The organism is Halarchaeum nitratireducens, from assembly GCF_014647155.1.
GTDB classification, from domain to species: domain Archaea; phylum Halobacteriota; class Halobacteria; order Halobacteriales; family Halobacteriaceae; genus Halarchaeum; species Halarchaeum nitratireducens.
Window position 1 is genome coordinate 81401 of the sequence record NZ_BMOQ01000008.1, and the last position, 14022, is coordinate 95422.

A 14022-nucleotide genomic window follows, 5' to 3' on the forward strand; every position below is an offset into this window, starting at 1 on the left:
GGATTTAAGTTTCACCCCGCATGGTAGGATCTATGGGGTTCGCATGAGTACAGATGCAGACCACGGCACGCGAGCGAAAGAAGCCTTAGGATTCTCTCGGTGGTGGCTGATCGTCGCAGCAGCAGGAATGATGGCTGTTGTCGGGCCGTACCAGTACGTCTGGTCAAGTCTACGCTCGCCCGTCGCGCGCCACCTCGGCGTTGACACCGCGGTCCTCTCCACGGTATTCACGCTGTTCGTCATCTTCCAGGCCGGCTCACAGTTCCCCGTGGGATGGTGGCGCGACAGACACGGCCCGCGTGCCATCTGCGTCGCCGCCGCGTTCCTCGCGGGCGGCGGCTACGTCGCGCTCGCGTACGCGAACACCGTCTGGCAGGTCTACCTATTCTACTCGCTGGGCGCGATCGGCGTCGGTATCGTCTATACTATCGCCGTCAACACCGCGCTCAAGTGGTTCCCGGACCGCCGCGGCCTCACCTCTGGCATCGGTACGATGGCGTTCGCTGCGGGGCCCGCCGCGCTCGTCCCGTACGTCCGCGCGAACACCGGTGCCGCGCTCCCTGCGAGCTCCTTCGTGCACGTCCTACAGACCGTCGGGGCCCTCATCTTCCTTGTGGTACTCGCCGGCGCGTTCATCATCCGCGACCCGCCGAGCGATTGGCTCGCCGCACGTGGCGACAGTGACAGTGACGACGGGTCGCTCACCGAGCGCGGGAAACAGTACGAGTGGCGCGAGATGCTGCGCACCTGGCAATTCTGGCTCATGTACGGGATGTTCGTCGCCGTCTCCGGGTCGGGGCTGATGCTCACTGAGAAGATCGTCGACTACGCGGACCACCTCGGCCTTGCCGCGGTTATCGTTACGCTCGCCGCGACTCTCCTCCCACTCTCAAGCGCGGTGGGACGCCTCGTCCTCGGCGAGGCTAGCGACCGCTTCGATCCTGCGTACATGATGGCGACGTCATTCCTCCTTTGCGGGCTGGGCCTCTTCGCAGTCGTCTACTTCGGCATCCAAGGCATGCCCGCCATCTTCGTTGCAGCCGTCGTCGTCGCGACCTTCTTCTGGAGCCCGAAGTACACGCTCTTCCCAACGCTTGTCGCGAACTACTACGGTTCGAAGCATTCGTCGGCGAACTATGCGCTCCTCTACTCGGGGAAGATGTGGGGTGGCGTCCTCGGTGGGGCGGTCACCGGCCTGTTCGTCACCTCGCTTGGCTGGAACCAGACATTCCTCCTCGGCGGCGCCCTCGCGGTTATCGCGGGCGTCGCCTCGCTCGCCCTCCGCCCGCCCGCGCCCTCAACGGCAGCCGACCGGTCAAGCGGCGAGAAAACGTCCTCCTGAGAAGCTACTAGAGATATTCTCCGGTCCGAGATATATCACTTTACGAATCGTCAACGCCGGCGAGGTCCGCCTTCCTCGCGATGCGGCGCGCCATCGCGACGGTCTCCTCGTCAACGATGCGGCCGTTTACCGTCGGTACCTCGCCGGGCGCGCACGCCTCGTAAGCTTCAATGATCTCACGGGCGCGGACTGCCTCTTGTGCGGTCGGCGCGAAGAGTTCGTTCGCTGCCGCGGTCTGCTCGGGGTGGATGACCCACTTCCCATCGTAGCCGAGCATTCGCGCGTATCGGCAGCTCTCGCGGAACCCCTCGATGTCGTCAATATCCGGGTAGAGGCCGTCGATGGCTGGGACGCCCGAGCTCGCGGCGGCGTGCGAGATGCGCGAGAGCGGGTAATGCCAGTAGTGGCCGGGGTAGTCGCCGCCCGCGTTGAGGACGTGTCCTGTTGAGTCGATGGAGGCGCTGTAGTCCCCGGGTCCAAAGATGACGGCGGCGATACGGTCGCTCGCAGTCACGATATCCTCGACATTTCCTATTCCGGTTGCGTCCTCTATCTGTACGAAAATAGATATATCTCCCACCGTGAGGCCAGTGTTCAACTCGACGCTTCGGAGGAGCGTCTCCACTGTCTCAATATTTCCCGGCCCCTGGACCTTCGGGATGATGATGGCATCAAGCGAGCGGCCGACCGCTGCGGTAACGTCAATAACGTCCTCGTGCCACCAGCGCGTCCGAACTCCGTTGATGCGGTAGCTCACCGGTGTCTCACTCCAATCGTGGCCTCGCACTGCTTCTACGAGGCCAGCGCGAGCCTTGACCTTCTCGCTCGCATGAAGAGAATCCTCGAGGTCAAAGAACACGCGGTCCGCGTCGCTCTCAACGGCATCCTTGATAGTTTGCGGGCTGTTCGCGGGCGTTGCCAGATGCGAGCGGAAGAGCGAGTCGGTGTTTGCGTCCATGCCACTCTCTCAGCGATAGCGCTGCAAAAAAGTGCGGGTGGCCGGCGGGGTAATGTTTAGATTAGCTGATTCCATGCAAAGGTGAAAGCTTTCAACTAAATTTCGATGGTCTCTGCGTCATCGTGTTTAGTTAAGCGAGTTCCACCAGACGGCGAAGGCTTGCAACCACGTTTCGGCGGTCGCCGGATCGACGTGACTGAAACTATTGCTAAACGAGGAAGTTCGACGCTTTATTCCTCTAAGGACACGTTCTGCAGCATTCCGATTTCCATGACGAATCGTTTGAAATCGGAGTCCTGCTCGATGCAGTGCAGCCGCTAGATGCTGGGCGTGATCGACGAGAAACACGGCGTCGGAGACGTCGTGTTTCTCACGAAGCTCCCGCAAAAACTGCTGCGTCAATGCCGTCGTAGTCGTCGTAAACAGCCGAACATGGAGGAATTTGTTCGCTTCGGGATTGATGGCGGCGTACAGCCAGAACTGCTGACCATTGATTCGGATCACCGTCTCGTCGAGCGCGACGTGATCCGGACTCGCGTCGCTGGCGGGCTGTAGATCGGCCTTTTGCACCCAATCGTGAACGGCCTTCCGTGACTGTTCGACACCGAGCTTCTCAAGTTCTGAGATAGTATTCGAAAGTGAGAGTCTGGACAGATGGAGTCGAATACCGAGCTCCATCAGCTCGCTCGGTGTCCGCTCTCGCTCCACAAAATATAAGTCGATCCAGTCGCTACGACCGCTGATGCGGGCGATTTCAGCCATTAACCAGCAGAAATCAGTTCCGCTTCACTTTTCAGCCTTAACTAAACACCGCGCCGCTCACGCTCCCAACCTTCAAGATTCGCTGTCTACAACGTCTCTCTGAGCAGTTCTTGGTTGAGCATAGACACCAAAACCAACGAACTGCTCACTTCTCGAACTGGCTTAACTAGACAGTGCCAAGTCCAAGACAAGCCGTCGGGCGCAACCTGGGAGAGCGAGAGCGACGTCAAGAACGAAGGCTACACCTATTCGTACACCTTCGAGACGGCCGGGACGTACAAGTACTACTGCGAACCGCACCTCTCCCTGGGCATGAAGGGCGTAACCGTGGTCGTCTGATCCCGGGCAGGACACCGAAGTGGAGCGATGACGGCCCGTTTTCAGCGTTCGATGACCCTCGAAGCGAGTCGTCTCGCCGCCCTGATGCGCCCCGGGATCCCGGCCCGGGACGTGTAATTCGTACAGAGGTGGATGTCGTCCGGGAGATGAACACGCTCGAGAGCGTCCCACGAGTAGTCGTACGCGGGCATCCCGGGCGTCAATCGCGTGACTCGGACCGGTTCCGCTGGGACGGACGTCGCGATCTCGAACTCTCGGGCCGCGACGTGACCGAGGCGGTCGTCCGACCACTCGACGGCCTCCGGCGTCTTCTCGCCGCCGAGATAACAGGTGTAGACGCCGTCGCGCCCGAGGCCCGACGCGTCCGGACGTGTGCGGTCGTCCGCGGAGGTCCGCACTCGCTCACCGAAGAGCGTGTCGTTCCAGGTCGCACCGAGCGTCACGAACGGCTCCCGGAAGGGGACTTGATGGCCGGACCCGCGCAGGTGACCGTCGGCCGCGAGATGAACGACTGCGAGAGGATTGTACGAGAGTTCACGAAGCGCGTCGATGTCCGCGGTGTCGAGGGAGCCCAGGAGGTCAGCCGTCACGGCCGCCGGACTGGTGACGACCAGTTCGTCGACCTCAATAGTGAACGACGCCGTCTCCACGAGGTACGCGTCGTTCGTCGCACGCACCGAGCGGACCGCCGAATCCAGGCGGACTGAGTCGGCGTGAGCGTCAGCGAGCGCTTCCGGGAGAACCTGGAGGCCGTCGTCGAAGGAGACGACCGGTGGTGGCGTTCGGTCCCCGAGTCGCGTCCAGAGGAGTGCGAACAGGACGCTGCCATCGACGTCGAACCGATCGAGCGCGCGAGCGAGCGAGTGCTCGACGGGCATGTGCGCGGGGTCGGACGCGTAGAGGCCTGCGTAGAGCGGCCCTCCGATCCGGTCGGCGACCTCGCGGCCAAACGCACGAGAGAGGTACCCTTCGACGGACTCCCCCGAACGAGGTGGGGCTGTGAGCGGCTCGCAGAGCGCGCGGAGTTTGCCCCGCCAGGAGAGGAGGTCCGTCTCGACCGCCTCGCGAATCGAGAACGGGACGCGCCGAAGCGAACCATCGCGGTAGACGTATAACGGCTCGTCTGCGGCTTCCATCATCCGGTTCCCGAGAGCGAGCGCGTCGACCAGATCGCGGACATCGGACGTGAGTCGCGTCCGCTGAGGCCCACACTCCAAGACCCGACCCTCCGCACGGACCGTCCGGACGACCCCGCCCGGTTCGCTGGCCGCCTCGAAGACGACGCTCTCGATTCCCGCATCCCGAAGATAATGGTGGACGGACAAGCCCGTGAGTCCAGCGCCGACGATACCGATCATCTCTGGTCACTGGCGAACGCCGACTCGTGACAGCGGGGAGCTCGACGCTGCCGATCGACGGTCCCCGGCGCGTCGATCGACCTACTCTCCGGGTCGTCGCCGTGGCTACCGTGCCTCCGGTCCGCGGTGGACGAGGGCGGTCTGATTAGCGATGGTACGTCAACGTACTCCGTGGTGTCGCCCGCGATATCCATCGCTTAAACGGTGGTTCGAACCAGACACGAGCGCGTCGTCCGCGAGGAAGTCCTCGATGCCATCGCTTAAACGGTGGTTCGAACCAGACTGTAGTCAATGACGTACCACAGAATATGGGGATGTTATCATCGCCTGTCGGTAGTGGTGTTTCTCGTTCTGTGTCCCGTCCTCTATGTCCTCGAGCCAATCGGACTGGACAGACTCTCCATCCTCCGGTAGTAGATCGGACCACCGAGTCCACGTTACGACCGAGGAGACAAGCGACTGTGACGGGGTACTTGTGACTGTTCGACCCGGCATACAACCGGCTGATACTCTATATATTCGTACGGACGGCACTACTTAGTTGAGCCCGTTTGAGGGACGAGCAGGCCGTTGGCCTTCTCGTTCAAGGATGCTCGCAGACCCGTTTAGCGAGTGCTTAGAGTCGGGTTTAGAAGAAGCGTGGGACAATGAGCGGACGGCGACGCCCGTCCGGGCGTTCGCCGTCCGCCTCCACGAAACCAGTTGTTCGCTCCGCGAGACAACAACGATTCTTGCTGAAATCGGCGTAGACCGGTCGCATGGAGCGGTCCGGAATTGGGTACACGACTCGCTGACAGCGAACGCGACCCGCCGACGGCGTCGCCGTCGCGGGTCGCTGTTGACGAAACCGCTGCCGAGATCAATGGCGAACAATCTTGGTTGTACGCTGCAATTAACCTTGATTCGATGCTGATCCCCGACGTCGCGTTATTTGGACGTCACGGCACCGATCCGGCAGATGCGTTTCTTCATCGCCTCCAGCAGAAGCACGATCTCGCAGACACCGAGTTTCTCGTGGATAGCTATGGGTATCGGACTGTCCTCTCTCGATTAGGGTTGATCGGTCACCTCGACTATACCGACTCGAACCATATCGAAAAGTGGGTCCACACCCTCAAGATGCGAATCGACCGCTTCCATCACTCGTGGGTGGGCAGTCGGCCGAGCGCACGCGAGTGGCTTGAGCAGTTCATGCATTACTACAACCGCCAAAGACCGCATCAAGCTCTCGATGGAAAGACGCCAGCGCAGGAGGTGGAGAACTAGACAGTGCTCCGTAACACTGTCTCCAAACCGTCTTCGTCAACTTCCCTCTCAAGTCGTTGACGTACTTAGAGATGGATTGTCACGAGCGAGCGTGGAGGCTCGGCACGTATCGTGTTGGGAAGACCAGTCAGTGATCAACCGACGGATCAAGCACCGGCTCGTGTGCTCAATCGTAGGATGCGCTTGCATAGGGAGCCAATCCACCGTGCCTTTGAGCCTTTCCGGGAACAGAGAGAATACTGTCCTCGAGATAGAGAGCAGCCCCGTGATACTGTATAATGAGTATCGCCGTGGTCTCGAAGGATCCTATCTCTGCAGTCGCCGCTATAGGTGAGGAGGTTGACAAGGACGCAAGTACGGGCCCCGTCGGCGGCGCCCCTCCCTCGGGGGAGTCGTCTGATCCGGCCGACTGGATCTGGCCACTGGCGGCTGAGTTGGGATTGAATTGGCCAAGTCGGCGTGTCAAACAGACCGCTCTCCAGAACATAGACAGGGACGAATTCAGCCATCTGAAATTACAACCATATAATTGTAAATCCTTGCCGGTGGATTATATCGACCCGGCGGCGGCTCAAATTTTACCTATAGTGGAAATGTTGGGGACCCTCGAAAGATATATTTACTAATGTTGCAACTATAGAGGCATGGATGCAGGTGACAAAGAAAATGGGCGGCGGATTGCATCTATAATAAAGGCATTTGACATCATTGAGGAGTTAGAGGAATCCGGGTCAATGACCGCCTCCGAGCTTGCAGCAGCACGCGATATGCCTGTAAGCACAGCGTACGTCTACTTGCAGACTCTTGCTGAAACTGGATACGTTATTGAGGAGGAGCGCGAATATCGCCTCAGCCTCCAGTTTCTCCGCACAGGCGGTCAGATCCGGCAACGTCTCGGCGTCTTTCAGTACGCCCAATCTGAGATGCTTGACCTCTGCTGGACAGTCGGTGAACGCGTTGGCCTAGGGGTCGAGGAGAATGGCCATCGCGTCCAAATCTGGCAGATCGATGGCGAGCAGTCCGAGTACGACGATAACTACGTCGGTGAACACACATACATGCACTGGACAGCGCTTGGCAAGATGCTGATAGCGAGTATGGATGACGACGAAATCGAGCGAACTATCGACCGATACGGCCTACCCAGAGCAACTGAACACACCATCACGGACGCGGACGTCCTCTTTGAAGAGATTGAACAGATCCGAGAGCAAGGATACGCAACCGAGGATGAGGAGCGAAAGCCTGGGATGCGGAGCATTTCAGTCCCATTAACCGATACGGAGGGGAACACGTGGGCAGCGCTTGGAATCGCGGCGGCGAAAACGCGGATGGGACCATCAACGTGTTCGCAGTACCTCCGAATGCTCCAAGAGAAGGCCAATCTGATCTCACTACGCTACAATTACTAGTGGCATTCTTCACAATATGTAGAACAAAATCGTCCGGGACTATCTCACTTCACCCGGTTTCGCTCTTCTACGTACTCGAATGACTAATGTCTCCAACGATAGTGGAATACATAGATCCGAGAAGCTATGTCACCTCCTGCCAAGTTTTAATACCCCACACGGCTTTCGTTGGCGTGCGAAGATGAGTAGAGTTACACTGTCGAATGTGGGCAAGATCTACGACGGCAACGTACGTGCGGTCAAAGACGTCGATCTCGAAATCGAGGACGGTGAATTCCTCGTGATGGTCGGACCATCCGGCTGTGGAAAATCGACGACACTCCGGATGATCGCAGGTCTCGAAACGGTCACTAATGGGAAGATTCAGATCGGGGATCAAGTCGTGAATGATGTCCGCCCGCAGGATCGGAACATCGCGATGGTGTTCCAGAACTACGCGCTCTACCCGCATATGACCGTGCGTGAAAACATGAGCTTCGGGCTGCGGCTCTCTGGCGGACACTCAGACGAGGAGATTGACGAGCGGGTCGAGGATACCGCCGAGCTCCTCGAAATTTCGGACCTCCTCGAACAACATCCGAAACAGCTCTCGGGCGGCCAACAGCAGCGGGTGGCGCTCGGCCGCGCCATCGTCCGCGACCCTGACGTATTCTTGATGGACGAACCGCTCAGTAATCTGGACGCGAAGCTCCGAACGCAGATGCGCACCGAACTCCAGCGGATTCAGGAAGAACTCGGCGTCACGACTGTCTACGTGACCCACGACCAGACGGAGGCGATGACCATGGGCGATCGCATCGCTATCCTCAACCACGGAGAACTCCAACAGCTGGAACCCCCAGAGCGGTGCTACGACCGCCCGAACAACGAGTTCGTGGCGGGTTTTATCGGCTCTCCAAGTATGAACTTCTTTGATGTCGACGTGACGGCGACAGGCGACGGAATCCAGGTTAGTGGGTCGGGCTTCGAGACCGAACTTGATCTCAACCTTGATACTGGGTCGTATACGTTGGGTATTCGACCAGAGGACTTCGAGGTCGCTGATGGTGACGGACGCCTCAACACAGTCGTCGATGTCGTTGAGCCGATGGGCTCGGATAACTTCCTCTACTTGGAGACCGGCCCGAATGAAATTGAGCTGACTGCTCGGGTAGACAGTACATTCCGTCCGCAACGCGGTGATTCGGTCTCTTTGACGTTCGACCCCAATGACGTTCATTTCTTCGCGCCGGACGGAACACGTATTTCGACCGATAACGATCAACCGCTCGTTTCCGAGGCCTGAGGATGGTTTTCTACACAGAACTCGGAAAGACCGATACTGAGTGGGCAGGAAAATCGTACGCGGAAATTCAGGATCTCGCCGCTACAGACGGTTCAGTACTGATAATCCCGGTCGGCAGCATCGAACAGCACGGCCCTCACCTCCCAGTAGCGACTGACACCCTGCTCGTGGATGCAGTGGCGCACGCTGGTGCTGAGCTTGCCTCCCCGGAGGTGCCGGTTTTGGTAACACCACCGGTTTGGAGTGGGTTCTCGCCGCACCACCTCTCTTTCGGGGGGACGCTCTCATTGAACTTCGAGAACCTGCGGAACGTGCTTGAAGAGATCGCGATGACTGGCCTCGAAAACGGCTTTGACGCAGTGCTCTTCCTGAACGGGCATGGCGGAAACGCCGCATTGATAGATGCGGCGGTGAGCACGGTCGGGCAACAGACCGAAGCAGAGGTACTCGCAACGACGTACTTCCAGCTCGCGACCGATGAGGTGATGGAGATACGCGAGAGCGAGCGAGGTGGAATGGCCCACGGGGGTGAGTTTGAGACATCACTCATGCTCCATCTTCGCGATGACCTGGTCGGGTCCGCGACGGAGATGGCGGCGAATCCGTGGGATGAGCATTACGAGTGGAGCGGACAGGACCTGCTTGAGGGGGGAGTGTTGTCCGTCTATCGTCCGTTCAAGGACTATTCGGAGTCCGGAGCGATCGGAGAGCCATCGCTAGCGAATGCCGAGAAGGGCGAGCGAATCTACGACGCGATACGGGAGGAGTTCAGTGCGCTTCTCGTCGCGGTTCACGAGCACAACACCCAATAAACATAAAAAATAATACAAAATCAATAAACTATATATGGTAGATCAGCGATCATCTGACGTGATGCCACACGACACAGACGAGAGTTCGGAGAACAGTATCGACCGGCGGCAGTTGCTCGGCGCGCTTGGTGCCGGTGGCTTGGTCACTATCGCAGGCTGTGGCGGAGGCGGAAACAACAGTGACGGGACCACCAGCGGTGACGGAGACAAGGAGACGGTGCAGTTCCTGACGATGGGCGTTGGGGACAACATCAAGTCGTTCTTCGAGGAGAACAACACGGCCTTTGAGGAGGAATACGGTGTCAACCTCGAGTTCACCAGCGTCACGTGGGGGAATGCCCAATCCACTGTGAACAACCGCGTTGAAGGTGGAAAGGCCCCCGACGTCGCTCGTTGGCCAGCACGATGGATTCCGCAAATGGTCGGCAAGGACGCCCTCGAGCCGCTTGACGACCTCATGCAGGGGGACTTCCTCGATAGGTTCCCGTCCGGCATCTCTGATGGGGTTCGCTACCAAGACCACTACTACGGTGTTCCGTGGGCAGCCTCGAACAAGTGCCTCTACTACAACAAAGACGTTTTCGAGAAGGCCGGACTCGACCCGGAAAACCCGAGCCTCGACTCGTGGGAGGATATGCTCGCGGCCGCTAAACAAATCAAAACCAGCGACAACGTGAGCACACCCGCACTCGGGCTCGCCGGCGCGGATGCCATCGAGACTGCATCTCAGTACTACCACTACCACTGGTCGTATGGCGCTGACCTCGTTGATGACGACAACAACCCCGTGGTTAACACGTCCGAGGCTGCGGATGCACTCGACTTTTACGCAGGCCTCAGCACCGAATACGGCGTTACGCAGTCATCACCGCTCTCCTCAACGAGACAGGACATCCGCCAACTATTCGAAGCCGGAGAGATCGGAATGGTCATCGGGCACGTTTACACCGGTCTTAATATCGAATCGGCGAAGGAGAAAGACGAGGCCGATTTCAACTACGGTATTGTCCAAGTACCGAAGGGGCCGGCCGGCCGCTACAGCCTCTTCACTATCGACAGTGTTACTGTCTTCAGCCAGACCGAAGTCAAGGACCTCGCGTACGACCTCATCAAGTTCTACTTCGACGAGGAACGCCGCTTCCAGTACTCCAAGCAGAAGGGCTTCCTGCCGGTGACGAAGGCAGTCAGTGAGCGGGACTACTTCACCGAGTCGGGGAACTGGGCGCCGTTCGTCGAAGCGAGTCAGTACGCACGCGCTCGCCCGAAGTTAAAGCAATTTGGACAGTTCAATAATCGGATGGTACAAGCGATTCAGGAGACGCTTGCCGGGCAGAAGTCCGCGCAAGCCGCACTGGATAGCGCCCAAGCCGACCTCGAAGAGTTAATGTCGGAATAGTAACTATATATGGGACTCACAGAAGATTACAGCGAACGCGGGCCAGACACGAGATCTGGGCAAGCGATCGCCTACCTGCAGGAGAACTATCGGACCTACGCGCTCATTGCACCCGTTGCGCTCTTCCTACTAGCCGTCGTCGGGTATCCAATCCTGCAGACGTTCCGGCTCTCGCTCTACGAGGCGCCAGCGTCGTCGTCAATCAAGACGTTCGTCGGTCTGCAGAACTACGCTCAGATATTCACGAGCGATATCTTCTACCAGTTGCTCTGGCAAACCGGCCGCTGGATCGTCGTTGCCGTCGCTCTCAAAACGATCCTCGGTCTACTCATCGCACTCCACCTGAAAGGTAACATAAAGGGCCGGAAGTTCTTCCGGACCGCATTCCTCATTCCCTGGGGAATCCCGTACGCAATTTCGGCTGTGGTCTTCCGATGGATCGAGCACCCCCAGTATGGCTACCTCAACTCGATCCTGCTGAAACTCGGGTTGATTCATGAACGCATCGGTATCCTCGGTAGCCCAGATATAGCGTGGCTCGGCGTCGTTGTCGCCGATGTCTGGATCGGAATGCCGTTCATGGCTATCATCTTCCTAGCCGGCCTTCAGTCCATTCCGGAGCAGCTATACGAGGCCGCCGCAGTCGACGGCGCCGAAAAGTGGAGTCAGTTTCGCTACATCACGCTCCCACAGCTGAAGGACGTCCTGTTCATTGCGACGCTACTCTCGACGATTTGGACGTTCGTGAGCTTCGACGTGATTTGGACGATGACGGGTGGCGGCCCGGTCAATACGACCGCAACACTCGTCATCTGGATCTACAAGACGGCGTTCGATCAGGGGAATCTCGGGCTGGGAGCGGCGTACAGCGTCATCGGCTTCTTCATCCTGGCGGTGTTCGCCATCATCTACCTCCGGGTCTACACGAGTGGAGGTGAGGAGCTATGACGATGGCCGGCCACGAGCCGAGTACACTCCGTCGTGTACGCATCTACGGTGTCCTCATCGGCCTGCTCGGACTCGTCATGCTGCCGTTCTACACGATGTTCGCGAGCACGTTGAAGCCGCAGTCGGAGATATTTAGCTCACCAGCAACGCTCATCCCGGCGGACCCGACTATTGGCGCCTATCTATCGGTCTGGACGCAGACCGACGTCCTGATCTGGGTTGGGAACAGCTTCTTGATCTCCCTCGGAACAGTCGCAATCGCGCTCGTGCTGGCAATTCCGGCGGCATATGCGTGTGCCCGAAACGATTTCGTCGGCAAGCGTGCGTTCCTTCTCGCGGTGCTCGTCGTGCAAATGTTCGCGCCCGTCGTGCTCATCGTGGGAATGTTCGATGTCTTCGTCGCTCTCAACCTCTACAACTCATATCTCGCCGTTATCATTCCGGCAGCTGCGTTCACGCTCCCGTTCAACGTCTGGATGCTCTACGGCTACTTCAAGACGATCCCGATCGAGTTGGAGGAGTCGGCACGCATTGACGGCGCGAGCATGCTCCAGATCCTGACGAAGATCATCCTGCCGCTGACGAAGCCGGCACTGGTTGCCAGCGTCACCTACACGTTCCTCTACGCGTGGAACCGGCTACTCTTCGTGCTCACGTTCCTCACCGAGGAATCGAAGTACAACGTGCCACGTGGTGTCTTCTCAATGGTTGGAGCGCTCCAGACGGATTGGCGGATGATGCTTACCGCATCGGTAATCGGTATCATCCCGCTCTTGATCCTCTTTGCCGTCCTTGAGGAGTATATCGTCTCTGGAATGACCGCCGGCGCGGTCAAAGACTGAGCGGCCTTCCGCTCTCGGTTCTCCCGTTCATTGCAGGCAGATTCTAGCCTTGGAGAACGTCGAAGATTCGACAGCCAACGGTGGATTTTATGCTGTTCGCGTACACGATATCTTGTGTGGAAATCACAGACATTACAGCCACAACTGTCGATGTACCGCTGCGCGAACTTGATGAGACACTCGGCATCGGCCCCTACGTAACGAACCACGGACAGGTCGAGTCGATGGAACGCGTTCTCGTGCGCGTCGATACCGATGAGGGCCTCACCGGATGGGGTGAAATGCGCGTCTTCCTCTCACCGCGCGCGACCGAGGCCATCATCGAAGACGGTATCGGTCCGCTCGTTATCGGTCAATCCCCCTTCGAGACAGAGCGCCTCCGTCGACAGGTGTTCATCGAATACACCAACATCGAGCTATTCTTCGCTGCCGTCGAAACCGCTTGCTGGGACATCGTCGGGCAGGCGGTCGGCAAACCAGTCTACGAACTCCTTGGTGGCTGGAGCGCGCCCGAGCAAACGACGGCACGGAACCGAGACGCCGCCGACGCGGAACCGGCGGCTGAACAGGAAATAGAGTTCGCGTTCTGCCTCGGCATTCTTCCGCCGGAAGAGTCCCGGGTGAAGGCTCGCGAAGCGCTCGACGCTGGCTTTTCCGTCCTCAAGACGAAAGCCGGACAGAACTGGAAGCAGGACGTCGAGCGGATTCGCGCGATGCACGACGAGGTCGATGGTGAGCTTGAGTTCCGACTCGATCCGAATCAGGGGTGGACTGTCGATCAGGCGATCCGTGTCGGCGCTGCCCTCGAAGATTCTGGAATCTACCTTCAGTATATGGAGCAGCCGATCCGAACCAACGCCCACCAGCAGCTCTCGAATCTTACGAGTCGGCTCCGCCAGCCTATTGCACCGAACGAAGACACGTATATCCCCCATAACCTCCGCTCGCTCATCGAAGCCGGTGCCATGGATATCGCCGTCCTCGACCTCACGCCAGCAGGTGGCATCGGGGGTCTACGCCAGCAGGCCGCCATCGTCGAGGATGCCGGTATCCCGTTCACGCATCACTGCGCGTTCGACCTTGGAATCCGAACAGCTGTGATCCTGCATGCAGCCCACGGTATCCCTGGCTTCTCGCTCCCCCCGGACACCACCTACTACGCCTGGGAGGGCGACGTCATCGAGTCCCCGTTCGAGGTCACCAACGGCCGAATACGCGTCCCTGACGAGCCCGGCCTCGGTATCGATGTTGACCAGGACGCTGTAGAACGGTTCCAGATATAGGGCTCCCATCGGGACTGAA

Annotated in this window: 13 protein-coding genes and 1 pseudogene; 11 read left to right on the plus strand and 3 right to left on the minus strand. The window is 58.8% G+C overall.

Going from position 1 to position 14022, the window contains the following annotated elements; all coding sequences use genetic code 11:
- The first annotated feature begins 43 nt into the window (after positions 1-43).
- The gene (locus tag IEX91_RS14005) at positions 44-1342 is read left to right on the plus strand and encodes an OFA family MFS transporter (protein WP_188879758.1); all 1299 of its coding nucleotides are present in this window, start codon (positions 44-46) and stop codon (positions 1340-1342) included.
- Positions 1343-1382: 40 nt separating this feature from the next.
- Here the strand turns inward: IEX91_RS14005 and IEX91_RS14010 are convergent, their stop codons facing one another.
- The gene (locus IEX91_RS14010) at positions 1383-2300 is read right to left on the minus strand and encodes an HpcH/HpaI aldolase/citrate lyase family protein (protein ID WP_188879760.1); all 918 of its coding nucleotides are present in this window, start codon (positions 2298-2300) and stop codon (positions 1383-1385) included.
- Positions 2301-2426: 126 nt separating this feature from the next.
- Positions 2427-3062, minus strand: a complete 636-nt coding sequence (locus IEX91_RS14015; protein WP_188879762.1) for an IS6 family transposase — start codon at positions 3060-3062, stop codon at positions 2427-2429.
- Positions 3063-3176: 114 nt separating this feature from the next.
- Here IEX91_RS14015 and IEX91_RS14020 point away from each other — a divergent pair, with 114 nt between their 5' ends.
- Positions 3177-3401: a plastocyanin/azurin family copper-binding protein gene (locus tag IEX91_RS14020; protein WP_229772895.1), complete on the plus strand. Its 225-nt coding sequence runs from the start codon at positions 3177-3179 to the stop codon at positions 3399-3401.
- A 41-nt stretch (positions 3402-3442) separates the two neighbouring features.
- On the opposite strand, the gene hemG is transcribed toward IEX91_RS14020, so the two are convergent.
- Positions 3443-4759, minus strand: coding sequence for a protoporphyrinogen oxidase (gene hemG / locus IEX91_RS14025; protein ID WP_188879764.1), 1317 nt, complete (start codon positions 4757-4759; stop codon positions 3443-3445).
- A gap of 589 nt (positions 4760-5348) precedes the next feature.
- Between hemG and IEX91_RS14030 the strand changes: the two are divergent.
- The 9 genes and pseudogenes from IEX91_RS14030 to IEX91_RS14070 all read left to right on the plus strand — a co-directional run bounded on the left by IEX91_RS14030 (position 5349) and on the right by IEX91_RS14070 (position 14003).
- Positions 5349-6025: pseudogene (locus IEX91_RS14030) on the plus strand (IS6 family transposase).
- A gap of 278 nt (positions 6026-6303) precedes the next feature.
- Complete coding sequence (locus tag IEX91_RS14035; RefSeq protein WP_188879766.1) at positions 6304-6651, plus strand: hypothetical protein; 348 nt, start codon at positions 6304-6306, stop codon at positions 6649-6651.
- A gap of 18 nt (positions 6652-6669) precedes the next feature.
- Positions 6670-7437, plus strand: coding sequence for an IclR family transcriptional regulator (locus tag IEX91_RS14040; protein ID WP_188879767.1), 768 nt, complete (start codon positions 6670-6672; stop codon positions 7435-7437).
- A gap of 181 nt (positions 7438-7618) precedes the next feature.
- Complete coding sequence (locus tag IEX91_RS14045; protein ID WP_188879768.1) at positions 7619-8722, plus strand: ABC transporter ATP-binding protein; 1104 nt, start codon at positions 7619-7621, stop codon at positions 8720-8722.
- Between the two features lie 2 nt (positions 8723-8724).
- The gene (locus IEX91_RS14050; RefSeq protein ID WP_188879769.1) at positions 8725-9534 is read left to right on the plus strand and encodes a creatininase family protein; all 810 of its coding nucleotides are present in this window, start codon (positions 8725-8727) and stop codon (positions 9532-9534) included.
- A gap of 58 nt (positions 9535-9592) precedes the next feature.
- The gene (locus IEX91_RS14055) at positions 9593-10930 is read left to right on the plus strand and encodes an ABC transporter substrate-binding protein (RefSeq protein ID WP_188879771.1); all 1338 of its coding nucleotides are present in this window, start codon (positions 9593-9595) and stop codon (positions 10928-10930) included.
- A 9-nt stretch (positions 10931-10939) separates the two neighbouring features.
- On the plus strand, positions 10940-11878 hold the full coding sequence (locus tag IEX91_RS14060) for a carbohydrate ABC transporter permease (protein WP_188879773.1): 939 nt from the start codon (positions 10940-10942) through the stop codon (positions 11876-11878).
- The gene (locus IEX91_RS14065; protein ID WP_188879775.1) at positions 11875-12720 is read left to right on the plus strand and encodes a carbohydrate ABC transporter permease; all 846 of its coding nucleotides are present in this window, start codon (positions 11875-11877) and stop codon (positions 12718-12720) included. Before IEX91_RS14060 ends, IEX91_RS14065 begins: the two co-directional genes overlap by 4 nt.
- Before the next feature lie 116 nt (positions 12721-12836).
- A complete protein-coding gene (locus tag IEX91_RS14070; protein ID WP_188879776.1) occupies positions 12837-14003 on the plus strand; it encodes a mandelate racemase/muconate lactonizing enzyme family protein in 1167 nt (388 codons plus the stop codon).
- Positions 14004-14022 lie beyond the last annotated feature (19 nt).